This window comes from Leptotrichia rugosa (assembly GCF_041200005.1).
Taxonomy (GTDB): domain Bacteria; phylum Fusobacteriota; class Fusobacteriia; order Fusobacteriales; family Leptotrichiaceae; genus Leptotrichia; species Leptotrichia rugosa.
The window spans coordinates 329716-354505 of sequence record NZ_CP165644.1; the positions used below are offsets into that span (position 1 = coordinate 329716).

Below are 24790 nucleotides of genomic sequence, written 5' to 3' on the forward strand. Positions count from 1 at the left end.
ATTTTTAGGCACATTTTATAAATTCTAGAAACTAGATTAAAAACTAAAATAATTTTTTTAAAGTTATCTAGTGAATGACTGTGAATTATTTTTAACAGTATTCATATTTCTAATAGTATTTTCTTTAGTAGAAACTCTATTTTGCCATCCTTTTAAGAAAACTTTATTTTTTCCATAAGCAATACTATTGTAATATTTTCTTTGAGAATTATGATATTCTTTTAAGAAAGTTTCAGGATTTATCTCATTTAATGCTTCTAATGTTTTTTCACCGAGTACACCATCTACTTTTAAGTTGGTACCATTAATTTTATTTAATGTTTCTTGAGCTTTTCTCACTCCGTAACTACCAGAATTTACTGAAAAATCACAAATGGAAAGGGCAATTTTATCATTTTCAACTTTGTCTAACTGATTTTTTTTATAATAGTCTTCTTCATAGATTTTTTTTGCAAAATCTAAGGATAAATTGCGCATATCGCCTTTATATCCATGACTTCTAGCTTCTCTTTCAGTAATCCCGTATTTTGTTTTTCCGCCGCTGTCGTTCTTGTCGTTGGAATAACCACCTTCCACTTTTAAAAGATATTTGAAAATTTCTTCAAAACGACGGTCGTTATTTTGGATAGTTTTATGTTCTTCGGTTTTACTTACAACTTTGTTTTTTATTGCGACATCTTCCAAAGAAATTCCTCCCTTAAAATCTTTTCTAGCGTCGATGTTTCTTATTCTAATTCCGACTCCCGCTTTAGCTGGAGTGTTATTTCTTGAGTTACCGCCACCGGATTCCATAATTTTTCCATCTCCCATGTAAACTGCTACATGATTGACTTCGTCTTTGCCGTAAAAGACTAAATCTCCAGGTTTTAATTCGGATTTTTTTAAAGTTTTAGATGTAAATTTGGATTGCTCAGAAGAAACTCTTGGAATCTTTAGTCCAGCATTTTTGTAAATACTTTGGGAAAACCCAGAGCAATCATAATAATTTGGTCCTTGACTTTCCCATACATATTTTGGTCTTGGATTTCTGTTGTATATTTTTTGAGCATTCTCTAATACATCTTTTCTCAATTCTTCGATTGATTTTTCTTTATTTTCTGTTTTTGAAGAAATTTCAGATTCTTTTTTTATGATAGAATTTTCAGTTTTAGTTTCATTTTTTTTGAAATTTTGTAAATTTTTTTTATCAGCTGAATCTAAAACATCTATTAAGATATCCATATTATTTTTATTTACCATAAAAATCCCCCCTATTTTATATTACTTAAAATAAATTAAATAAAATATATATTTTACATTTTTATTTTACAACAAAATATTAAAAAAAGTCAAATTTTTGAAAAATCATATCAAGTATTGATAATTACACATTTATTTCACTTTTCTATATAAAAAAAATATAAAATATTTAAAAAAAATTAAAAATTTTGATTTTATCTATTGAAATAAATTAAAAAATATAGTAAAATTAATTTATAAGATTAATATAAAATTAAAAAATGGTGATAAAAAATGGAAGGACTAACTTTGGTTTTAATAATTTTAGAAATATTATTTTTGTTTTTTGTAATTTCAAAAGAAAACAATTTGTATTTAAAAAAAATTTTTAAAACGATGGAAGAAAATTTTGTGAAAAAAAGTAAACTTAAGATTGAGTTTAAAAGAAAACAATTTGATAAAAAAAATTATATCATATTTTTTGTAATTTTTTTATTTTCATTGTTTTTAGATGCAAAGATGATAATGATAATTTTTATTAGTTTTATTATGTTTTTTCTTTTGAAATTACAAATCTCATACGAAAAATTTTCTGAGATATTTGTAAATTATAATCCGAATATAAAAAAATATAATTTTTATTTGTTATTTATTCTTTTTTTACAAATGATGATAATTATTTTAACATTTTTTATTTCAAGGTAGGTAATTTATGGAAAAAAATATTAGATTTATTCATTTTTATACTTTAATTTTGTCTGAATATCAAAAAAATAAAATTAATATTTTGAAAAAAAATAATTTTTTTGGATTTAAAAATTATAAAATTTTAAAAAATAAAAAAATTAAAAATATAAAAAAATATAAATTTATTGTGAACTATTTGGAAAAAATTTTAAATTGTGAGGTTAATTTTAGAAAAAATAAATATTTAGAGGAAAAAATTTTTTTAGATTATGAAATTGAAAATATTAATTTTGATGAAAGAATTATTATAAATATTGAATTTTCTGAAAATATCGAGAAAGAAAAAAGCTATTTTTTTATTTATTCCAAAATATTTGTTATTTTAGTTACTTTTGAAAAAATAAAAAAAACTGAATATTTTATTTCATTAAATAAAAAATTCAAAAATTTGTATTTAAAAATTGTTGTCGATGTAATCTATTTGATTATTTTTTCTGGAAGTTTTATTAGTGAAAATCTTGATTTTATCGAAGAGAAAGAATATCTTGATATTTTTTTGGAAAAAACAGAAAATTATTTCTGGTTTGTAAATTCAAACGATTTTTATGATTTTTCTAAAATTAATTTTGAAGTTTTGAAAGAAGCGCAAAGTTATATAAATTTATTTAAAAGGGCACTAAACGATGGATGTTTTTATTGCGGTAAAAATTTTAAGTTTTATTTTAATAAGAAAAATATGGAAAAAAAAATAGAAGAAATAAAAAAACTAAAAGAAAATATTGATTTTGAAAAAATAAATATTTAAAAGTTTTTAGAAAGGGTTAATATGGATGAAAAACAAATTGGAAATATTTATTGAAAATAAAAGTGAAGAATTAAAAAAAATTATGAGTGACAATGAAATTGCAAATTTTCTTGAAAAAAATGAATTAGATGGCATTTATGACGATAATTTTTTGGAGAACAAAGTGTTAGTTATGAAATTTTCAGAAATTTTTATTTGTATGTATTTTCAGAATAAAGGAGAAAAAGTTAGGCTAAAAACAAAAGTGAATAAATTGGAAAAAGAAATTAAAAAATTAACTTTTAAAAAAATTAAGGGGAAAAAATGAAACTTACTGGAAATTTTTATTTAGAAAATGAAAAGATAGCTTTTTTATTTGTTGTTTTAGATTTTGGCAAAAAAAATATTTATCTTCAGTATAAAAATAAAATTTATGATTTGAGATATTTAATAAATAAAATTAAAGATAAAAAAATATTTTTTTTAATTAAATTATATTACGAAAATAAAATTTTTGAAACTCATATAAAAAAAGTGATAGAAAGTACAGAATACAAAAAGAAATTTTTCAAATTTTTTGAACTTATTATAGAAATTGAATTTGTTAATTCAAATTTTTCTTTGGTAATTTCAAAAATAATCGAAATTGAACCAGATTTTGATGAGAAAAAAAATACTTTTTTGATTTATGCTGTTTTAGCTAATAAAATTATTTTAAAATATAACGAAAAGATTGAAATTTTATATAAAAAATCTAAAATTGAATTGGGATATTATAATTCAGATTTTAGTAAAGTTTTTAAATTACTTGGAACATATGTTGAACTTCAGAAAGGTTATAAAATATTGCAAATTTCAAATATTGTAAATTCAAATTGTTTTGGTTTAAAAAGGGAAAAAACTATTGAAAATTTTGAAAAAAGTGGTTTCTTTAAAAGAAATAATGATGAAATTGTTGAAAATTGGATTAAAGATGAAACTTTTGAAAAAGTAAGAGAAAAATTTGATGGAATTTTGGAAGATGAGATAATCAAAGAATTATTGAATTTTTAAAATATAAAAAAATTGAAAAAATTTAAAGAAAGGAAAGTACGAAGTTTTAATATTTTTCGTACAAGAAAATTATGAAGAAAAGACAGATTTTTTCATCACTTATGGATGAAATGGAAATTATGGGAGTTCCTCTGCAAATTTTTAAAATAATAATGGGATTTACAGGAATCTTGTATGTTTTTACAAAAAATTTTATGGCATTTGTAATAGCGGCAATTCTTATGGCAGTTTGTAGAATTATTTGCTTTGGTGACAATTATAAAATAAATTTATTGTTTAAATATTTTACTGATGAAGATGAGCTGGATGCTTAAAAATTTTTAAGACAAAAAGGAGGAAAATGAAAAAATAGTATGAAAAAAATAAATAAAATAAATAAAATTTTGATAAAGGCATTAATTTTTCTTATATTTGGAATTTTTATACAAGCTGAAGAAAATAAAGAAAATTTTTTGAGTCAAGAAAGTATTTCTAAAATGCAAATAAAAAAATTGCTTTCCGGAAAGCAAGATGCGATAAAACGGGTTGCGACTACTTTTGATTACTATTCTGACAGCATTTATGACATTTATGTCACGCCAGATTTTGTCACGATGATAAAGTTTGATCCAGAAGAAGAGATTATCGCTGTTATTGGTGGAAATAATTCTAATTTTGAGATGGAGCAGGAATTTGGAGGAGAAGATAATTCTGTTTATTTGTTTGTCAGACCCACAGATCTTGATATAACTTCAAATGTTAATGTCATAACAAATAAAAGGATTTATATGTTTAATTTGTATTCGACTCTTGAAATATTTAATCCATTTGTGAAATTTAATTATTTGACTTCTGAAAATGATATGAAGACAAAAATTCCAGTTAAAAAAGACTTTAATAAAAACTCTATTTTGATGGATGTCAATAAAATGGATTCAAATTATATGGTGACAAATAAAAATTTACCTTTTGCTCCGACGCAAGTTTTTACTGACGGGATAAAAACTGTCATAATTTTGCCTGAAGAAATACAGGAAGCGCCTGTTATAATGGTAAAAGGAACTAGTGGAAATGGTTTTGAGGTGGTTAATTTTGAATATGAATTTAATAAAATAATTGTTCATAGGAAAATTAAGGAAGCGGTGCTCAAACTTGGGAAAAAACAAGTTAGAATTAAACATAAATAAAAGGGGGAAATTGAAAATGGATGAAGATAATTTGAAAAAATATGAAGATGAAGATTTGATAATTGAGGAAGCTGATGAAACTGAATTGGAAGATGACATTGGAGATATTTCAGATTTTGAAGATGAATCAAAAAAAGATTTAGAAAAAGGTGGAAAGTTTAAGAAGAAATTGCCAATCTATGTTGCAATTGGTGGATTTTCAATAATTGTGGGACTTCTTGCAATTCCTGGTGTGATAAAAAATTCAATTAAAAAAAATAAAAATCAAAATGAATTAAGTCAAAATATGGAGCAACCAGTTTATGATGGTGAAGTTGATCCAGAAGAAGCTCAAAATAAAAATCTTAATTTAGGAAATCAAAATGATAGTAGTGCAATAAATGTAAATGAGCCTTGCGATACAGTTAATTTAAATAATCCGAATAACATTAACAACCCAAATTGTGCAAATATTTCAAATAATCAAAATATAGCTCAAGCTCAGAATGAGAATCAAAATGAATCTCAAAGTAAAAATCAAAACGAAAGTCAAAATAAAATTTCCAAAACTCAAAATCATTCAAGTAAAAATTTTGAAGCTCAAGATTTTTCGAAAAATGAAATACAAAAAAAAATTAATAAAAATATTTCATCCGATGAACAAAATAAAATTTACTCCTTTAGAAATATTTCTAAACCTGAAAAACCTGAGTATCATCCAAGAAATATAGAAAAACCATCATCTGGAGCGTTAAATTCATTGAGTAAAAATGATAATTCTAGTTTGAATGTTGATAAGAGTGATAAAATTGATAAAAGTGCTGAGAAAAAGATAAGAACGAAAGCTAAAGCAAATGGGATAAATACTTTTTCACTGCAACAGGGAAGTTATATTCCAATTGTAACTTCAACAAAAATGAATAGCGACACTCCCAGTTATTTTATGGCTATAGTTTCTGAAAACGTCTATTCCAAAGATGGACATCACAAAATTCTGATTCCGATGGGAAGCAAAATAATTGGAAATTATTCCACACTGAAAAATAATAACGATACAAGGATGCTTATGATGGTTGACAAAATTATTCTTCCAAATAACAAGACGGTTGTTTTTGAAAAGTCAAATGTGATTGACTTAAAAGGAGAAATTGGTGCAAAAGGAAAGTTGAATACAAAACTAACTCAAAGGATTGGAAAATCATTGCTCGCACTTTCATTTAGCGTGGCAGATTTAGTGCTGGATTATAGAAAGACTAGAGTTGCACGAAGATATTCGTCAAGATGGGATGAAATAATAACAGATCCTGTAAATACAGTAAAAGATTCGATGGAAACAATAGATAAGGCTTGGAATTCAGTAAAAAATCGGATTAAAATACCAGTTGGGACTAAATTAAATGTTTTTACAGGAAATGAAATTGTTTTGGAAGAATATAAAAGAAGTTAATTAAAAAATTGAGAAAAGAGAAATTATGAAAAAAAATAATAAAAAAATTTTTAAAATAGAATATCGGATACTCTCAATATTTTTTGGAATATGTAATTTTTGTTTTGCTGATACAAATTACAAAGGATTTGAAAGACTATTTAAAGAAGGAGTCAAAATTGGTGGTGGGAGTGTAATTGAAAGAATGGTAAATTCACTTTTTTATGGATTAATTGTTTTGTATCGGGGAATTTCATCAAAGTTAAGTCAAATTTTAGGTTTTATTATTTTGGCGTTTATGATTATAAATATTTTAAAAATAATTTTGCAAAATGTGGAAAAAGTAGATTTGTATTCAATATTGAAAATGCTTCTTCCAAGTTTTATAAAAAATTTAATTCTTGCTTTTATTTTTATTACGCCAGTGAGTTACAAAATAAATCTTGGTTTTGAAAATACTTTTGGAAACAAAACAGTAAAAGGGACTTTATTAACTGAATTCACAGAAATATTTTTTTCTATGTTTTATAAATTAGGTTTAATAGTTTTTAGCTCCGAGAAATTTAGAAATATAACTCCAGGAAAGTTAGCCGATAATTTTATTTCAACACCGCTTAATTTGTTACAAAATGTACTAAAGTTTAAAACATTTTTCGCAATATTTATAAATATCGCCAAAATAATTTTATTAATTTTCTGCGTTTGGATTTGTGCAAAAATTATTTCAAAATATATTGTAATTATTTTTGAAACATTGATGTTAATGATTTTTTCAACTTTTTATTTAATATTTTTTCTTTTGGAAAGTACATCACAAATTGCTCAAAAAGGATTAAATATAATAATTATACAAATAATCACAATTTTTATGGCTGCTGCAATGATGGGAGTATCGTATCAATTATTAAATTTAATATCAGTTGGAAATAGTATACTTGGAATTTCTTCACTTGTGATAGCACTTATGTTAGCAGAAAAAACTATTGAAAATATAGATTTTATTGCGATGACTTTGACTAGTGGTTAAGCAGTAAATGAAAGCTAGTAATAAATTTTTAGAATTATATTAAAAACATTTTTTGACACATAATTGAAATAGATAGATTGACACTATATTTTATTTGAAAAATGTAGAATGAAATGTTAAGAAAAAAATTATAAAAAATGAAAATGACTAAAAAATCTTTTTAAATAAAAATCTAAGAATAAGATGTTATAATTTTTAATAAAAGTTTTTGAAAGGAAAGAAAAATGAAAAAAATTATATTAACGATGTCTCTATTTTTTAGTGTATTTTTATTTTCTGAAACTACGAATGGAAATAATTTAAAACAAAGCGTAAATAATGCTTTTTATGAATTTATGGATTTTCAGATTAATCCTAATAATGTGAAAAAAAATGTTTTGAAAAATTCGGTGGAAGATACAAATAAAATTTTGGGGGCAAATGTTGATAAAAAAAGAAAAAATAATCTGAAAGAAGTTGCAAAAAGTCAAACTGGTGTATCTTTATCAAATTCTTCTGATTATTTGGTAATTGCAAATTCAAAAATTACTTATAAAATAAAAAATACTGAAGTAAAAAATGGAGAGGCAGTTTTAAATGTACATATGAAAGCACCTGATTTGACAGCATATAATTCAGAACTTCAAAATTACATAGAGAAAAAAGTTTATGAAAACAAGAAAGAAGTTCAAAAAATGAATGAAAATAAATATCAAAGTTTTTTATTGGAAAAAATATCTGAATTTTATTTAAATGTGGTAAAAAGAAATGATTTGAAATTTATGGAAAGTGATATTAAAGTATATGTAAAAAAATATCCGAATAAATGGGGAGTAATACAAGATTATAAAATAAATAATGCACTTTACAAATATTTAGGATTCGGTTTTGGTCCAGAATTAATAAATTAAATAGTGTAAATAGAACTGTTTCACAAGTGAGACAGTTCTTTTTTATGTAAAAAAATCAATATTTAAAATTATAAATCTATGTATTTTCAAAGATTTTTTTTGATAAAAAATTTTTTTGAAATTGATTTTTTTATTTTTTTCTCTAATATTCATAATCAGTATAATCAAAAAATTTGATAATTTTTATTTGATTAAAATTATTTTAATTTTTAGAATTCATCTTGAAAAACACAATATTTTGTGATAATATTTAATTATGATAACAACATATAGTGTTTTTTGAGGATTTGGGAAAATGGGGGAATTTATGAAATAAAGGAGAGAAAATCAAGATGGGATTAGAATTGACACCGAATTTAAATAAAACAATTGAAAAAATAATAAATGTGGAAAAAAATGATACAAATAATGAAAATGCGAACATGTCTTCAATGACACCTGCGGGACAAATGATGAAATTTGCAAGTGAAGTTTCAAAAGTTTATGCACTTGAAAATCTTATATCTGAAAAATTTAGAAAAGCTCATGAAGATGGGATTATCCACATTCACGATTTGGACTTTTATCCAAGCAAAACGACAACTTGTCTTCAGTATGATCTGGAAGATATGTTTGAAAAAGGATTTGTCACAAAGCATGGTTATATTCGTGAAGCGCAAAGTATTTTAACTTACGCCACTCTTGCGACTATTATTTTTCAGACAAATCAGAATGAACAGCATGGTGGTCAAGCAATTCCAGCGTTTGATTTTTATATGGCAAAAGGAGTGCTAAAGTCATTTAGACAGTATTTGAAAAATAGAATTTTAAATTTTGTGGAAATTAAAAATGATGTTGAAATTACTGAAAAATATGAAAAAGATGCAAAAGCATTTTTGAAAAAAACAGTTGATTCGATAAAAACGACAGAAGAAGAAAATGGAAAAATATCAAAATATTTTAGTATTTCTAAAAATGATTTGAAAAAGTTGTTAAAAAGTAGCTATAAAGATACAAAAAAAGAAACTTATCAGGCGATGGAAGGATTTTTGCATAACTTAAATACAATGCATTCACGTGGTGGAAATCAAGTTGTCTTCTCTTCAATAAATTATGGAACAGATACGTCATATGAAGGTAGAATGGTCATAAAAGAACTTTTAAGAGCGACTTCAAAAGGTCTTGGAAAAGGAGAAACTCCAATTTTTCCAATTCAGATTTTTAAAGTAAAAGAAGGTTTAAATTTTTCTGAAAATGATTATAATTTAGCGCGAAGTAATTTTGAAAATCTTTTAGAAAGTGTAAAAAGCGACGAAAATATTTATGATGAAGGTAAAAAAAATGTAAAATTTGAAACACCAAATTTTGATCTGTTACTACTCGCCTGTGAAACTACCAGTCGTAGATTGTTCCCTAATTTTGTATTTCTTGATGCAGAGTTTAATAGACATGAAAAATGGGATATGAATGATCCTAAAAAATATAGATACGAAATTGCAACAATGGGATGCAGAACGAGAGTTTTTGAAAATGTAAATGGTGAAAAAACAAGTCTTGGACGAGGAAATTTGTCATTTACAAGTATTAATTTTCCTAGACTTGCAATTGAAACTCGAAAAGATGTGGAAGAAAAAATTTTAGCAATGGAAAAAGAAAATAAATTTTCTAGTGAAAAAGAAAAAATAGATAAAAAAAATGAAATGTTAGTAAAAGAATTTCAAGAAAAAGTTTTGGACGCGTCAAGACTCGCTGGAGAACAATTATTAGAAAGATTTAAATTTCAAAAAACCGCTCTTGCAAAACAATTCCCATTTATGAAAGGAAATAATTTGTGGAAAGGTTTGGGAGATAAAAAAGAAAATGATGAAGTGGGAGAGGCGATAAATAGCGGAACACTTGCGATAGGTTTTGTAGGTGGAGCCAATGCGATGTATGCTTTGTTTGATGTAGAACATGGAACAAATGAATTAGCATATAAGACACTTTATGATACGATTGAAAAGATGGAAAAAGTGGCGGATGAGTTTAAAAATAAATATCACTTGAATTATTCAGTATTGGCATCTCCTGCAGAAAGTCTTGCGGGAAGATTTTTAAGAATGGACAGAGAAAAATTTGGAGTGATAAAAAATGTTACAGATAGAGATTATTATGTAAATTCGTTTCACATTGATGTCAAAAAAGAAATAAGCATTTTTGATAAAATAAGAAAAGAAGCACCTTTTCATAAACTTACAAAAGGTGGACATATAACTTATGTGGAATTAGACGGAGAAGCTAGAAAAAATATAAGTGTAATTTTAAAAATAGTAAAAGTTATGAAAGATAGCGGAATAGGTTATGGTTCAATAAATCATCCAGTCGACAGATGTAAAGATTGCGGAACTGAGGCAATAATTTATGACAGTTGTCCTGTTTGCGGAAGTCACAATATATCAAGAATCAGAAGAATAACTGGTTATTTGACAGGGGATCTCGAAAGTTGGAACAGTGCGAAAAAAGCTGAAGAAATGGACAGAGTAAAACACGGAATTTAATATGAAAAATGAGGATTTAAAAAAAGATTTTTCGCTAAGACTTTTAAGAACTTTTAAAGAAACTATTGTTGATGGAGTTGGACTTCGCTATTCAATATATTTTTCAGGTTGTTCTCATGCTTGTCCTGGTTGCCATAACGAGTATTCTTGGAATCCTAATAATGGGACTGAATTGACTTATGAAATTTTGAATGAAATTGCTAATGAAATTAATCAAAATGAATTACTTGATGGAATTACGATTAGTGGTGGGGATCCGCTTTTTAATCCAAAGGATATGTTAAAAGTTTTGAAATTTTTGAAAGAAAAGACGAAAAAAAATATTTGGATGTATACAGGTTATACATTGGAAGAAATAAAAAAAGATGATTTGAGAAAAAAATGCTTGAAATATGTTGATGTTTTGGTTGACGGACGATTTATTAAAGAATTGTATGATCCAAATATAAAATTTAGAGGAAGTAGCAATCAGAGAATCATAAAAAGAGAAGATTTTGGAATATAAAAAAATAGAGTTGCAAAATGTGGCAGCTCTAATTTTTATAATTAATTATTTTCTGAATTTTCATTGTTATTTTCATCTTTTGGAAGAATTGTATTCAAATTTGAAAAAGTTGTATTTAATTTTCCTAATAGTACTTCTAAATTTTCTCCTGTTACAGCCACTTTTTCTTCATCTGAAGATTTTTTTACCATAAATTTTGTAGTATTTTTTGCTTTTGGCAAGTCTTTGGATTCTAATGTTTCTTTTAATATTTCTTCAGTAGACTTTTTAGTCGCATCTTTTGAAAAAGTATTGCTTGAGATATTTTTAAAAAATTGTAAAAATAATTTTCTTGTGTCGATATTTTCAACTTCAACAGTTACAATACTTGTATCTTCACTTTGTTTTTCCGAGTTAGTAATTTTGTAATTAATATTTTTTAGCAAAGTTTTGTACAGTTGTTCCTGACTTTGACTAATATAATTTTGTTCAAAGTTTTTCACAAAATTTGCATCAGTAGTGTATTTTCCAGCTTCGGTTGTTTTTCCAGCTTTTAAGTTGTCAATAAATTTTGCAACTGTTTTTTCTGAACTATTACCGCCACAGCTTGTCAAAAAAACAAGAAATAACATTCCTAACAGTATTTTTTTCATATTTGGCTCCTATCTATAAATTTTATTATAATTATTATATAATTAATTTTACATTATTTAAGCTAATAAGTCAATAGTTTTAAAAACCAAAATAAAACTTAATAAAATTTTAAAAATTGACAACAGTTATAATAATTGTGTATAATAAAAGTACTATGAATAAACTAGAAAAATTGGAAGATTTTTTGAGACACTCGATACTTTTTTTGTATTATGGAGAACTTTTTTCTAAAAAGCAAAGAGAGTATTTGGAACTGTATTTCGAAGAAAATAGTTCTTTTTCAGAAATTGCAAAAAAATATAAGATTACACGGCAAGCTGTTTATGATAATATAAAGCGCGGGATAAAGCAGCTTGATGAATATGAAGAAAAATTAAAAATATTTGAAAAAGAAAAGGAACTAAAAAATAAACTTTTGTTTTTGAAAAGTAATTTTACTTTGGAAAATTTGGAAAAAATAATTAAAGAATTTGATTATGATGAAAATTTAGAATAAAAATTAGGAGAATTTAAAGATGTTTAATAATTTAGGAGATAGATTTAAAGATATATTTAAAAAAGTCAGAGGACAGGGGAAATTGACGGAAAGCAATATGAAGGATGCTCTTCGGGAAGTTAGATTAGCTTTGCTGGAAGCGGATGTTAATTACAGTGTTGCCAAAAATTTTGTTTCAAGAATTCGTGAAAAAGCGCTGGGAGAAGAAGTAATTTCAGGAGTAAATCCGACACAGCAATTTGTAAAGATAGTGAATGATGAACTTGTGAAAGTGCTTGGTGGAACAAATGTTGCACTTAAAAAGGCTGAAAAAGGAATGACAGTCGTGATGCTATGTGGGCTTCAGGGTGCTGGGAAAACGACATTTTCAGGAAAACTTGCAAAATTTTTAAAATCAAAGGGAGAAAAACCTTTTTTAATTGGAGCTGATGTGTATAGACCAGCGGCTAAAAAACAATTAAAAGTGTTGGCACAGCAGGTAAAAGTTGGGTCTTTTACGATAGATGAGAGCACAGATGCATTAAAAATCGTACAAGAGGGAATAAAAGCAGCTAAAGATGAAAATGCTACTTATGTGATAATTGATACGGCTGGTAGACTTCACATTGACGAAGAGTTGATGAAAGAGCTGCACGATATAAAAGATAATGTAAAACCTGATGAAATACTTCTTGTGGTTGATGGAATGACTGGACAAGATGCGGTAAATGTGGCAAAATCTTTTAATGAAGAACTTGATATAACTGGAGTTGTACTAACTAAACTAGACGGAGATACTCGTGGTGGTGCGGCTTTATCGGTTAAAGAAGTTGCTGGAAAACCAATAAAATTTATAAGTGAAGGGGAAAAACTTGACGATGTTTCGGCATTTCACCCTGATAGACTTGCCTCTCGTATTTTGGGAATGGGAGATGTCGTGTCGCTGGTTGAAAAGGCGCAGGAAGCGATTGATGAAAAAGAAGCTAAAAAAATGGAAGAAAAATTTAGAAAAAATCAGTTTGATTTTGAAGATTTTTTGAAACAATTTAAAATGATTAGAAAAATGGGGTCGATTGCGGGAATTATGAAAATGATACCTGGAGTTGATACAAGCATGATTGATATGGGAATGGCTGAAAAAGAGATGAAAAAAGTGGAAGCCATTATTTACTCAATGACAGTGGAAGAAAGAAGAAATCCAAAACTTTTAAAAGCTGGAACAAGAAAAGGGAGAATTGCCAAAGGTAGCGGAGTTCAAGTAAATGATGTAAATAAATTGATAAAACAGTTTGAACAGATGAAGCAAATGATGAAAATGTTTAATAGCGGAGCAATTCCAGGACTTGGAATGATGAAAGGCAGAAAAAGATAAATTTTTAAAAGACAAAAATTAAAGAAAAGAGATGAAAAAAATGGCAAAAGATATTTTGCATGAATTACAGAATGTGTATTCACTAAAATCAAGGAAGAGTAAGATTATCTTAATAATAATTTGTTTTTTAACTGGAATTTTTTCAGGGTTAATCGTTTCGTCATATACGTTATTATTAAATAACATTTCTTTTTTTAGAAATGAATATTTAACAAATTTGACAGTAACGAAAATCATTGCAGGATTAATATTTTTTATTCTAGTAGGGATAGTAATTCAGTTTATGTTTTCAAAATATCCACTAATAGGTGGAAGCGGTATTCCACAGGTAAATGCGTTTTTGAATAAAAAAATAAAGTTTAACTGGCTGCCGGAGCTGTTTACCAAGTTTTTTGGTGGAGTTTTGGCGGTTGGAGCTGGAATGGCACTTGGTCGGGAAGGACCATCTGTACATCTGGGGGCGCTTATTGGTTCTGGAATTAAAAAGATTACAAAAAGAACTGAAACTGAAGAAAAATATCTTGTAACTTGTGGTGCCAGTGCGGGAATCGCTTCGACATTTAATGCGCCTCTTGCGGGAGTAATTTTTTCATTAGAAGAACTTCATAAGTTTTTTTCGCCGCTTTTATTGATTTGTGTATTAGTTGCCAGCGGGACTTCAAATTATGTTTCAAGAATGATTTTAGGACCTGAGTCTTCGTTTCAATACAATTTTATGCTTCCAAAACATACTCCAATTTATATTATTGGAATTGTAACGCTTGTATTTTGTTTAATAATTACAATTTTGGGAAGAGGATTTTCATATTTTCTTTTGTTGTTTCAAAAAAAATTTAAAGACATAAAAATGAATAAATATTTAAAAATTTCGCTATTTATGGTGGTTGTCTATTTAGTGGCAATCTTTTTTAAAGAAATAACAGGTGGAGGGCACGATTTAATTGAAAAAATGTTCTCGGCAAAAGTAGGTCTTAAAATTTTATTTGCAATTTTAATAATGAAATTTTTTTATACAATGTTTTGTTATTCATCAGGATTTCCTGGCGGAATTTTTTTGCCAATGCTAGTAATAGGAGCTTTGTCTGGAAAAGTTTATGGCGAAGTGTTAAATCATTATTTTGAAATTCCAAATGAAATAATTGTACATTTTATGATACTTGGAATGGCGGCTTATTTTACAGCGGTTGTGAGAGCGCCAATTACGGGAATTACATTAATTTTGGAAATGACAGGAAATTTTTCTTATCTGTATATGCTTATAATTGTTTGTACAATAGTCTATATTTTTACTGAATTATTTAAAATGGAGCCAATTTATGAAAGACTTTATTTAAACATGTTTGAAAAAGAAATTTCTCAGGCAGAAAAAGAAGAAGAAAAAATTAAAAAAGAGAAAAGAAAAAAAGAAAAAAGACTTGAAATGTTGGAAAATTGGTGGAAAGAAAGACATAGTAAAAATAAAAAAAATAATGAGGATAAAATTGTCACTTTACTAATTCCAGTTGGAGTAAATTCGGAATTTGACGGGAAATTAGTCAAAGAATTGAAATTGCCAGAAAATATTTTAATTATAAGTGTTAGATCAGAAGGAGAAGACCACATTGCAAAAGGTAACACAAAAATTCAAAGTGGAAATCAGATTGTTATGATTACGGATTATAAGACAGCTAGTAAATATGCGAGTGAATTAAAAGAGCGAGGACTAAAAATTATTTAAAAAATAAATTTTAAAGTAAGAGGACTTTTTAGAAAATAAAATTTTCAATTTTAGTCCTTTTATTTTTTATAAATTATTTTTTGCAAAAAATTTAAAATTTGGAGATAAAGTATGGAAAAAATAAAAATATTGGGTTTGGGACCTGGAAATCTTGATTATACATTGCCAATAGTTTTGAAAAAAATAGAAGAAAGTGATGTGATAATCGGCGGGAAAAGACATTTGGAAAGTTTGGGAAAGTACACTAAAAATAAAGAACATTTTTATTAAATAGTGCAAGAATACTCGCAACTTTAGTCGTGAGATGAATTGCACGAAAATTTTAGTAAGCATATAGGGAAACTTGTATGTAGACACGGAGCAAAACCGTGCAACAAAGAAACTGAACTGCTGGGAACTCTTAAAGCTAGTATGACCACAACATAATACCTTCGTTCAAATATGGTATAAGTGTGATGGTAGCGAAAGCAGAAAAAATATACTAGATGGTGCAAGGTTAAATCCTAAACATTATGATAATAGACAATCAGCAGCTAAGCCTGAAAAGGAAAGTTCAACGACTATCCCTCGTGAGGGGAGTACAATACAAGCGATTGGTATTGGAAGTGGTTTCGCCTAAATCTTAGGTAGTAACAAATATAATTGTTATGAATATAAGATATGGATAAGATATAGTCTGTGCTTGTTAGAGATAACAAGAAGTTCAAGGCTAATCTCCCTAATTTATTAAGGAGTATATATGCCATGAGAACTGCATAAGTAGTAGCGAACTTATGTGAACGACGCTTCCCGCTGCTGTGGGGTTTTAAAAACTTTAAAAATATTTAAAAATAAATAAAAAATATTACTTTTTTGACAGATAAAATGTAGAATACATGGTATAATATCTCTGATGAAAAGGAGGTGATATCTATGTATTTAACATTAAAACAACAGGTAAAACATCTTAGTAAAAAGGAGTTTAGAAATTTAAAATATTTATCTCATATAGCAAAGAACTTAACTAATGAAGCTATATATAATATTAGACAATACTATTTTAATAAGAAAAAGTATTTAAGCTATAACGAAAACTATAAAATGCTTAAAAACAGTGGGAACTATAAGAAGTTAAATTCTAATATGGCTCAACAAATTCTAAAAGAAGCAGATGGAAGTTTCAAATCATTTTTGGACTTTTAAAACTTGCTAAGAATGGTCAATATAATTTTAAAGATATAAAATTACCTAAATATCTTGCTAAAGATGGATTTACAACTCTTGTTATAGGTTTTGTAAGATTAAGAGATGATATTCTGATAGTTCCTTATTCAAATTCGTTTAAGAAAACTCATCAGGAAGTTAAAATTAAGCTACCACCAGTATTAAAAGACAAGAAGATAAAAGAGATTAGGATAATACCCAAACAACATTCTAGGTACTTTGAAATTCAATATACTTATGAGGTAGAAGAAGTTCAAAGGAAATTAAATAAAGAAAATGGACTAGGAATTGATTTAGGTATAGACAATCTATGTACTTGTGTAACTAATAATGGAGCATCATTTTTAATAGATGGTAGAAAATTAAAATCAATTAATCAATACTATAACAAGATAAATGCAAAATTACAAAGTATAAAAGATAAGCAAAAGACCTTCCGCACAACATTAAGGCAAAAGAGAATAGCTAGAAGGAGAAATAATCGCATAAATGATTATCTTTCAAAAGCAGCAAGAATAATTGTAAATTATTGTCTTAATAATGATATAGGAAAACTAGTTTTAGGATATAATGAAGATTTTCAAAGAAATTCAAATATAGGAAGCATAAATAATCAGAACTTTGTAAATATACCATATGGGAAATTAAGAGATAAATTAATATATCTATGTAAACTATATGGAATAGGATTTAAGCTACAAGAAGAAAGTTATACATCAAAAGCAAGTTTCTTTGATGGAGATATAATTCCAGTATATGATAAAGAAAATCCGCAAGAATATATATTCAGTGGAAAAAGGATAAAAAGAGGACTATATCAAACAAGTAAAGGCTATCAATTAAATGCAGACTGTAATGGAGCATTAAACATATTAAGGAAAAGTAAAGTTGTGGACTTAAGCGTCCTATACAATAGAGGTGAGCTGAACACGCCTAAAAGAATAAGGGTAGTTGTTGCGCTATCAAACTTCTTAGAAAATTTTTAAATATTTTTAAAGATTTTAGAACCCTGTGACTTTAGTCGTGGGAGGTTCAGATTTCAGCTGATTTGAGCAAAGTTATAGAATTTATCAATGAAAATAGAGATAAGAAAATATCTTTAGTAGTTTCTGGAGATACTGGTTTTTACAGCTTTTTAGCTTTTATAAAAAAACATTTTTGTGATAATGAATTGGAAGTGGTTGCTGGAATTTCGTCACTACAATATATGTTTGCAAAAATTTCAGACTTTTGGAATGATGCTTATATTTCGAGTGTTCATGGAAAAAATTTTGATTATGTATCAAAATTGAGGGAATATGAAAAAATTGGATTACTCACAGATTTTAGTAAAAATACGCCACAGAATATTGCAAAGAAATTGTTTGAAAACGGCTTTGAAAATGCAAAAATTTTTGTTGGAGAAAATCTTTCTTATGAAAATGAAAAAATTTATGAATTTAAAGTTAGCAAATTGAAAGATTATGAGAAAAAATTTGGAATGAATGTTGTGATCATAAAAAGATAGAAAATTATTAAAAAAAATTTTTTTTAAATTTTGAAGTATTTGCTTAAAAGATTTTGAAAAAATTAGAAATAAAAAAATAAAATTTAGAAAGAGATAAAAATGAAAAAACATAAAAATATAATGATTTTTGGAACAGGTTCAAATGTTGGAAAAAGTATAATTGCAACGGGACTTTGCAGAATTTTTTATCAAGATGGATATAGAGTTGCACCATTTAAATCACAAAATATGGCGCTGAATTCATTTATAACAAAATCTGGAAAAGAGATGGGAAGAGCACAAGTTGTACAGGCTGAAGCCGCTAAAATTGAACCAGAAGTTTTTATGAATCCAATTTTACTAAAACCGACAACGGACAGGAAATCGCAGGTCATCGTAAATGGGAAAGTTTATAAAAATATGGATGCGAGAGAATATTTTGCTTTCAAACATAATTTGAAAAAAGAGATTAAAAGAGCATATGATTATATTCGAGAAAACTATGATATTTGTGTATTGGAGGGTGCGGGAAGTCCTGCGGAAATTAATTTGAAAGAAGATGATATTGTAAATACTGGAATGGCTGAAATGGCGGATGCGCCTGTAATTTTGGTAGCAGACATTGATAGAGGTGGAGTTTTTGCCGCAATTTATGGGACGATAATGCTTTTGGAAGAAAGTGAGAGAGCCAGAATAAAAGGGGTAATCATCAATAAATTTCGTGGGGATAAATCGCTTCTTGCAAATGGGATTGAAATGATAGAAGATTTGACGAATGTGACTGTTTTGGGAGTGGTTCCGTATGTGAAATTGGGGATTGAAGAAGAGGACAGTCTTGGGATTGACAAATATAATGAGAAAAAAGATGCAAAAATCAAAATTTCTGTGATAAAATTAAAGCATATTTCAAATTTTACTGATATTGACGCACTTAGTCATTATAGCGATGTCTCACTAAAATATGTCAAAAGTGCAAATGAACTTGGAAATGAAGATGTTATTATTATTCCTGGCTCAAAAAATACAATTGAAGATATGAAAGATTTGGTTGAAAAAGATATGGCTCGAAAAATAATAAGACTTGCAAAATCAGGAACTGTCATTTTTGGAATTTGCGGAGGATTTCAAATCTTGGGACAAAAAATTACGGATTTGAATAACTTGGAAAGTAATTTAAGGGAGATTTCAGGATTAGGTCTGCTTTCGATAGAAACAGTTATAGAAATGGAAAAGATAACTACGCAATATGAAAACACATTAAAAAACGTAAGTGGAATTTTGAGCGGAATGGAAAATGTTAAAATAAATGGTTATGAAATTCATCAAGGTTATAGTTATTTGGAAAATGGTGATAAGAGTAAAAATTTGAAAGAAATTCAAAAAAATTGTATTTTTGGAGAGAAAAAGTTAAAGGGAATGGTGCGAGAAAACGTGATTGGAACTTATGTTCACGGAATATTTGATAATTTTGAATTTACAAATAGTTTTTTGAATAAAATTAGAAAAAATAAAGGTTTGGAATATGCAGATAAAAAATTTAGTTATTCTGAATATAAAGATAGAGAATATGATAAATTGGCAAAAGTTTTACGGGAAAATATTGATATTGAAAAAATTTATGAGATAATTGAAAAAGAATAAAAAAACTATTTTTTTAGTTTGTTTTTATACGATTAGCTTTTCGATTGACAAAACTATAATACATGTTATAATAAAAAAGATACAGGTGTTTTTTAACTTAATAAGGAAATCGGTTAAAATCCGATACAGCCACCACTACTGTGAAATGGACGAAAGTGTATAGCCACTGAAAATAAAAAAATTTTTGGGAAGGATACGAGTAGGGAGAAGTTAGTCAGGAGACTTGCCTGTAATCTTTGCAATATAAAATTTTCTGGGAAGGGAGAAAATAATATGCGTAAAAAAGTAAACTGTGGTTTTATCACAGGATTTTTAAGTGTGTTAATTTCAGCTTTTTCAGCTGATTTTTTTATTAAAAAAATTTTTTAAGAAATTTGAGAGGAAGTGGAAAAGATGAAAAAGTTGAAATTATTAATTTTGATGGCTTTTTTAGTAATTGGTGTAAATAGTTTTTCTATGCACATCATGGAAGGATTTTTGCCTGTAAAGTGGGCGGCATTTTGGTTTGTCTTATGTTTGCCATTTTGGTTCTTGGGAATAAAAAAATTAAAAAAATTATCTGGTGAAGATATGGAGGAAAAAATGATTTTAGCACTTGCGGGAGCATTTATCTTTGTTCTTTCGGCGCTAAAAATACCGTCTGTTACAGGAAGTTCGTCACATCCGACAGGAGTTGGATTGGCTTCTATATTATACGGTCCTTTTGTAACTTCAATATTGGGAACAATAGTTCTTATATTTCAAGCGGGACTTTTGGCACACGGAGGATTTACAACGCTTGGAGCAAATAGTTTTTCAATGGCAATAACAGGGCCTTTGGTATCTTTTGGGATTTATAAATTGCTTTATAAAAAAAATAAAGCGTTGGCGGTGTTTTTGGCAGCAGCTCTGGGGGATTTGGCAACGTATGTAGTAACTTCACTTCAACTGGCACTAGCAAATCCTTCGGCAACTGGAGGAGTGTTGGAATCATTTTTAAAGTTCACAGCAATCTTTGCGATAACTCAAGTTCCTTTGGCGATTATTGAAGGATTACTTACAAATATTATCGTGAATATATTGGATAAATATAATGACAAAAAAGAAAAAGAATAATAAGAACAATAATAAGAATAAAAAAAGAGGTGCAATTATAGTGAAAAAAGAAAAAAAAGATAATATTTTCAAAAAAAATTTGTTGCTAGTATTGATAATTATAGTAATAGGAATATTTCCCTTGCTATTTATAAAAGGAGCGGAATTTGGCGGGTCTGATGACAAAGGGGAAGAATTGATTCAAAAAATTAATCCAAATTACAAACCTTGGGCAAAAAATCTTTTTGAGTTGCCGGGAGGAGAAGTTGAAAGTCTTTTGTTTGCACTACAGGCGGCATTTGGGGCAGGAGTGGTCTGTTATGTATTGGGATATTTAAAAGGTCGTAAAAAGGGAAGAGAAGAAAATGCTAATAGATAAAATTTCATATAGAAGTTTACTAAAGGAGATAAATCCTTCGATAAAAATATTTTTTATGGTAATAACTTTAATATTTTTAATTGTTACTGATAAAAAAGAAGTTTTTCTATTTAATTTTATTTTATTTAATGCAATTATGATAGTTTTTGTAAAAGTAAAAATAAAAGAATTACTTTATTTATATATCGTTCCAGCGTTTTTTATTTTTACGACAGCACTTTCGCTTTTATGGATAAAAAAAGATGTGATAACATTTTTATTTCGCTCTTTTTCTTCAATTTGTGTGGTTTATGCTCTAATTTGTTCGACACCGATTTCAGATTTCGACTATGTTTTTGAGAAATTAAAATTTCCAAAAATTTTTCGAGAATTGTTTTTATTAATTTATAAATTTATTTTTGTACTTTTTGATGTGAAAGATAAGTTATTAAATGCACAAAATTCGAGATTGGGGTATGTAAATTACAAAAGTAGCCTAAAATCTTTTTCAATGTTAGTTGCAGCAATATTCAGAAAAACAGCTTATTACAATGAAAATTCAGTAAAAGCTGTAAATTCAAGGTTGGGAAAAAATTTTATCTTTGTTCATAAAAAATATAAAAAAGTTGGAAAAGAAATTTTTTTCGTAATTTTTGTATGTTTAATAAATTTAGTTATGGTGGTAGTATAATGTTAAAATTAGAAAATATTTGCTTTTCGTATGAAAAGCAAAATAAGATTTTAAAAAATATCTCTCTTGATATAAAAAAGGGGGCAAAGACGGTATTTCTGGGAGAAAATGGTTCGGGGAAATCGACACTATTTTTTTTGCTAAATGGATTGTTAAAGCCAGACAGTGGAGAAATATATTTTAATGGGGAAAAATTAAAGTATAAAAAAAAAGATTTGGAAAATTTGAGAAAAAAAGTTGGAATTGTATTTCAAGATCCCGAAGTTCAGATTTTTGCGCCGACAGTTTATCAGGAAATGGCTTATGGGTTGCAAAATCTAAATTATTCAAATGAAAAAATTGAGCAAAAAATAAGTGAGATAAGCACTGAGCTAAATATGAAAAAACTTTTAGAAAAACCATGTCATCATTTGAGTTACGGACAGAAAAAAAGAGTCACGATAGCTTCAATTTTAGCGATGGAGCCAGAAATTTTAGTGTTGGATGAGCCGACGGCATGGCTTGATTTCAAAAATATAAAAAAAACATTGGAAATGATAAAAAATTTGTGCAAAAGAGGGAAGACGCTTGTAATTTCTACGCACGATATAGATTTTGCGTACGAAGTTGCGGATTATATTTATATTTTAAATGAAGGACAAATTGTGAAGCAAGGGACTCGTTATGAAATTTTTGATGATTTTAATTTTTTGAAAAAATTGAATTTGGATGTTCCAAAAATATTGAAAGTAAAAGAGTTTTTGAAACAGAAAAATATTGATATTTTGGAATATTATGAGTTTTTGGAAAAGAAATTTAAATAGATATTTTTCAAATAAATAAATTCTTGAATTTTTGCTAAAAGAAAATATGGTATAATATTATTAATAAATAATTTTATATAAAAAGTGAGTGATAGTGATGAAGATGAAAAAAATTAAAATTTCAAGAATTTTTTTTCTTTTTTTGATTTTTCCCATCTTTCTTTTTGGCGAGAGCATAAAAAATTATGATGTTTTCATAACAATTCAAAAAGATGGGATTTTGAATATTTCAGAAAATATAAATTACAACTTTGATGGAAGGCAAAAGCACGGAATTTATAGAAAAATACCTTTGAAGTTTGGTTCGGAAGTTGAGGTTTTTAATGTTTTAAAAAATAGTAAAAAAGAAAATTTTGATATTTTTGATGAAGCGGAATATAAAATAATAAAAATAGGAAAACAAGATGTGTTGCTTGAAAATGGAATTTACAATTATCAAATTGATTATAAAATGAAAAAGGCGATAACAGAATATGGAAATCAATATGAAATATACTTTAATGGAATTGGTCAAGAGTGGGGCGTTCCAATTGAAAAAGCAAATATTGTTATTAAAATGGAAAATGGAAAATTGTATGAAAATGGTGAAAATTCTAATTTTGAAGTTTATACTGGAAAAAAAGGGGAACGGAATCAAAATTTTGAGGCAAGAATGGAAAATGGGGAAATTTTTATTTCAAATTTGACAAGATTGAATGAAAATGAAGGAATTAGTTTTATTATTCATTTGGATAAAAATAAATTTGATAAAAATATTTTAAATCAAATAAATAATGAAGCTCAAAGAAGTTTTGAAAAAGAAAGAAATGATTTTAAAAATTTAGCTTTAAGAGGAATTTCTTTAGTGATAGGATTTATAATTTTGATGGTTTTGAGTGTTTATGTGTGGGTTTATTATTTGAAAGCAAAAAATACAAAATATTTTGACGAAGAATTATCTCCAGTTGAAGTCGCTTATCTTTCTGGAAATGATAATTTGGAAAAATTGACAGAAGTCGCCATCTTGTCGTTGTTAAAAAAGAAATGTATTTCAATTAAAGAAAAAACAATGAAAATGATTTTTATCAGTGAAAAAGATGAATTGCCAGAAGAAGAGAAAATTATTTTGGAAGCTATAAGAAATAATTATCAAAAAGAAGATAAATTTTATGAAAAAAGTTTGGAAATGAAAAAAATGTTGGAGAAAAAATATCGAAATTTAAAAAAAGATTCTAAAAAATATTATTTTCCATTTTTTTTAGGAGTCATAATTTTAAGTATTTTGTTTTTTACAACAACATTTGAAAATTTAAGCATATATATTGGCTTTTTTATATTTTTTGCTGTAAGTTATTTTATTTCTTTAGACAAACTTTCATATTTTAGAATAATACCGATTTTTTTTATAGGAATTTTATTATTTAACGATATTTCAAAAAATATTTTATATATTTTGGAAATTATTTATTTTTGGGGATTATTTGAAGTTTTTAATTATATTTTTAAAAATAATTCTTCGATAAAAAAATGGATAGATGAGTTAAAAAAATATATAGAAGATAAAATTTTTAAAAATAGTTGGGAAATGGATAGATTTGAGAGAAGAAGAATTTATGATATTATTTTACCTTATTCAGTGGCTTTGCATCAAAACCGAAGAGTTTCACAGTGTTTTATAAAAGAATTTGGAGAAGAGGAATATAAAAATCAAAATGTAAATTTTTTCTCAAATAATTTAATCATTAATGAAGTTCAAAAAACTTTTGATGCCGTAAGGGTAAAATGGGGAAAAATTGCTAGTAAAAATAAAAGATTTGGCTCTGGCAGAAGTTTTGGCGGAAGTTCAGGTGGCGGCTTTGGCGGCGGTGGAGGCGGAAGCTGGTAAGATTATAAAAATTCATATGACAATAAAAAAATGGAATGATAGTGTTAAATTTCATAATTTTGGAAAATATTTTTGAAACGCTGAAATATTTAATGGCAATTATTACTGGACTTTGGATTTACTGGATTATTTCACATATTATAGGAACAGTAAAATTTTTGAAAAATGAAGATTATTCATATAAATTTTCAGCAAATATTTTGAAACCATAAAAATTGATAT

25 protein-coding genes, 1 pseudogene and 1 riboswitch are annotated in these 24790 nt (G+C 26.8%); of the genes and pseudogenes, 24 read left to right on the top strand and 2 right to left on the bottom strand.

Annotation, left to right across the window (positions count from 1 at the left end):
* Positions 1-63 precede the first annotated feature (63 nt).
* Positions 64-1239, bottom strand: coding sequence for a glycosyl hydrolase 108 family protein (locus tag AB8B22_RS01625; RefSeq protein WP_369711368.1), 1176 nt, complete (start codon positions 1237-1239; stop codon positions 64-66).
* A gap of 691 nt (positions 1240-1930) precedes the next feature.
* Between AB8B22_RS01625 and AB8B22_RS01630 the strand changes: the two genes are divergently transcribed.
* From AB8B22_RS01630 to nrdG, 10 genes are all read left to right on the top strand, one after another.
* Positions 1931-2710 carry a hypothetical protein gene (locus tag AB8B22_RS01630; protein ID WP_369711370.1) on the top strand — a complete coding sequence of 260 codons (780 nt, stop codon included), beginning with the start codon at positions 1931-1933 and terminating at the stop codon, positions 2708-2710.
* A gap of 25 nt (positions 2711-2735) precedes the next feature.
* Positions 2736-3017, top strand: coding sequence for a hypothetical protein (locus AB8B22_RS01635; RefSeq protein WP_369711372.1), 282 nt, complete (start codon positions 2736-2738; stop codon positions 3015-3017).
* Positions 3014-3742: a hypothetical protein gene (locus AB8B22_RS01640; protein WP_094079247.1), complete on the top strand. Its 729-nt coding sequence runs from the start codon at positions 3014-3016 to the stop codon at positions 3740-3742. Before AB8B22_RS01635 ends, AB8B22_RS01640 begins: the two co-directional genes overlap by 4 nt.
* 71 nt (positions 3743-3813) lie before the next feature.
* Positions 3814-4056: a VirB3 family type IV secretion system protein gene (locus AB8B22_RS01645; RefSeq protein WP_314082240.1), complete on the top strand. Its 243-nt coding sequence runs from the start codon at positions 3814-3816 to the stop codon at positions 4054-4056.
* A gap of 39 nt (positions 4057-4095) precedes the next feature.
* The gene (locus AB8B22_RS01650; RefSeq protein WP_094079245.1) at positions 4096-4908 is read left to right on the top strand and encodes a TrbG/VirB9 family P-type conjugative transfer protein; all 813 of its coding nucleotides are present in this window, start codon (positions 4096-4098) and stop codon (positions 4906-4908) included.
* 16 nt (positions 4909-4924) lie between these two features.
* On the top strand, positions 4925-6334 hold the full coding sequence (locus AB8B22_RS01655) for a TrbI/VirB10 family protein (RefSeq protein ID WP_369711375.1): 1410 nt from the start codon (positions 4925-4927) through the stop codon (positions 6332-6334).
* A gap of 25 nt (positions 6335-6359) precedes the next feature.
* Positions 6360-7340 (top strand): hypothetical protein, encoded by a 981-nt coding sequence (locus AB8B22_RS01660; protein ID WP_369711377.1) that lies wholly within the window; start codon positions 6360-6362, stop codon positions 7338-7340.
* Between the two features lie 224 nt (positions 7341-7564).
* Positions 7565-8230 (top strand): hypothetical protein, encoded by a 666-nt coding sequence (locus tag AB8B22_RS01665; protein WP_369711379.1) that lies wholly within the window; start codon positions 7565-7567, stop codon positions 8228-8230.
* Between the two features lie 332 nt (positions 8231-8562).
* Positions 8563-10746: an anaerobic ribonucleoside triphosphate reductase gene (locus tag AB8B22_RS01670; RefSeq protein WP_369711381.1), complete on the top strand. Its 2184-nt coding sequence runs from the start codon at positions 8563-8565 to the stop codon at positions 10744-10746.
* Between the two features lies 1 nt (position 10747).
* Positions 10748-11251, top strand: a complete 504-nt coding sequence (gene nrdG, locus AB8B22_RS01675) for an anaerobic ribonucleoside-triphosphate reductase activating protein (RefSeq protein ID WP_094079240.1) — start codon at positions 10748-10750, stop codon at positions 11249-11251.
* 41 nt (positions 11252-11292) lie between these two features.
* Here nrdG and AB8B22_RS01680 read toward each other — a convergent pair whose 3' ends face one another.
* Entirely contained in the window at positions 11293-11883 is a 591-nt protein-coding gene (locus AB8B22_RS01680) for a DUF4878 domain-containing protein (RefSeq protein ID WP_314082225.1), read from the bottom strand.
* A gap of 155 nt (positions 11884-12038) precedes the next feature.
* Here AB8B22_RS01680 and ylxM point away from each other — a divergent pair, with 155 nt between their 5' ends.
* From ylxM to AB8B22_RS01750, 14 genes and pseudogenes are all read left to right on the top strand, one after another.
* The gene (gene ylxM / locus AB8B22_RS01685; protein WP_369711383.1) at positions 12039-12380 is read left to right on the top strand and encodes a YlxM family DNA-binding protein; all 342 of its coding nucleotides are present in this window, start codon (positions 12039-12041) and stop codon (positions 12378-12380) included.
* Between the two features lie 19 nt (positions 12381-12399).
* Positions 12400-13731 carry a signal recognition particle protein gene (gene ffh / locus AB8B22_RS01690; RefSeq protein WP_094079237.1) on the top strand — a complete coding sequence of 444 codons (1332 nt, stop codon included), beginning with the start codon at positions 12400-12402 and terminating at the stop codon, positions 13729-13731.
* A gap of 40 nt (positions 13732-13771) precedes the next feature.
* A complete protein-coding gene (locus AB8B22_RS01695) occupies positions 13772-15448 on the top strand; it encodes a ClC family H(+)/Cl(-) exchange transporter (protein WP_369711385.1) in 1677 nt (558 codons plus the stop codon).
* Between the two features lie 111 nt (positions 15449-15559).
* The gene (locus AB8B22_RS01700) at positions 15560-15718 is read left to right on the top strand and encodes a hypothetical protein (RefSeq protein WP_369711387.1); all 159 of its coding nucleotides are present in this window, start codon (positions 15560-15562) and stop codon (positions 15716-15718) included.
* 39 nt (positions 15719-15757) lie between these two features.
* The gene (locus AB8B22_RS01705) at positions 15758-15874 is read left to right on the top strand and encodes a hypothetical protein (protein ID WP_005897601.1); all 117 of its coding nucleotides are present in this window, start codon (positions 15758-15760) and stop codon (positions 15872-15874) included.
* A gap of 486 nt (positions 15875-16360) precedes the next feature.
* Positions 16361-17637, top strand: a pseudogene (locus AB8B22_RS01710) (RNA-guided endonuclease InsQ/TnpB family protein).
* 62 nt (positions 17638-17699) lie between these two features.
* Positions 17700-18158, top strand: coding sequence for a precorrin-6y C5,15-methyltransferase (decarboxylating) subunit CbiE (gene cbiE, locus AB8B22_RS01715; RefSeq protein WP_369711389.1), 459 nt, complete (start codon positions 17700-17702; stop codon positions 18156-18158).
* A gap of 99 nt (positions 18159-18257) precedes the next feature.
* Positions 18258-19778, top strand: coding sequence for a cobyric acid synthase (locus AB8B22_RS01720; protein WP_369711391.1), 1521 nt, complete (start codon positions 18258-18260; stop codon positions 19776-19778).
* A 66-nt stretch (positions 19779-19844) separates the two neighbouring features.
* Positions 19845-20024: riboswitch (cobalamin riboswitch) on the top strand.
* A gap of 147 nt (positions 20025-20171) precedes the next feature.
* Positions 20172-20873: an energy-coupling factor ABC transporter permease gene (locus tag AB8B22_RS01725; protein WP_369711392.1), complete on the top strand. Its 702-nt coding sequence runs from the start codon at positions 20172-20174 to the stop codon at positions 20871-20873.
* Positions 20874-20913: 40 nt separating this feature from the next.
* On the top strand, positions 20914-21231 hold the full coding sequence (locus AB8B22_RS01730) for an energy-coupling factor ABC transporter substrate-binding protein (RefSeq protein WP_369711394.1): 318 nt from the start codon (positions 20914-20916) through the stop codon (positions 21229-21231).
* Positions 21218-21901, top strand: a complete 684-nt coding sequence (locus tag AB8B22_RS01735) for a CbiQ family ECF transporter T component (protein WP_369711396.1) — start codon at positions 21218-21220, stop codon at positions 21899-21901. Before AB8B22_RS01730 ends, AB8B22_RS01735 begins: the two co-directional genes overlap by 14 nt.
* Complete coding sequence (locus AB8B22_RS01740) at positions 21901-22704, top strand: energy-coupling factor ABC transporter ATP-binding protein (RefSeq protein WP_369711398.1); 804 nt, start codon at positions 21901-21903, stop codon at positions 22702-22704. The genes AB8B22_RS01735 and AB8B22_RS01740 overlap by 1 nt, the downstream gene beginning before the upstream one ends.
* 103 nt (positions 22705-22807) lie before the next feature.
* A complete protein-coding gene (locus AB8B22_RS01745) occupies positions 22808-24568 on the top strand; it encodes a DUF2207 domain-containing protein (RefSeq protein ID WP_369711400.1) in 1761 nt (586 codons plus the stop codon).
* 35 nt (positions 24569-24603) lie between these two features.
* The gene (locus AB8B22_RS01750) at positions 24604-24780 is read left to right on the top strand and encodes a hypothetical protein (protein ID WP_211615943.1); all 177 of its coding nucleotides are present in this window, start codon (positions 24604-24606) and stop codon (positions 24778-24780) included.
* The last annotated feature ends 10 nt before the right edge of the window (positions 24781-24790 follow it).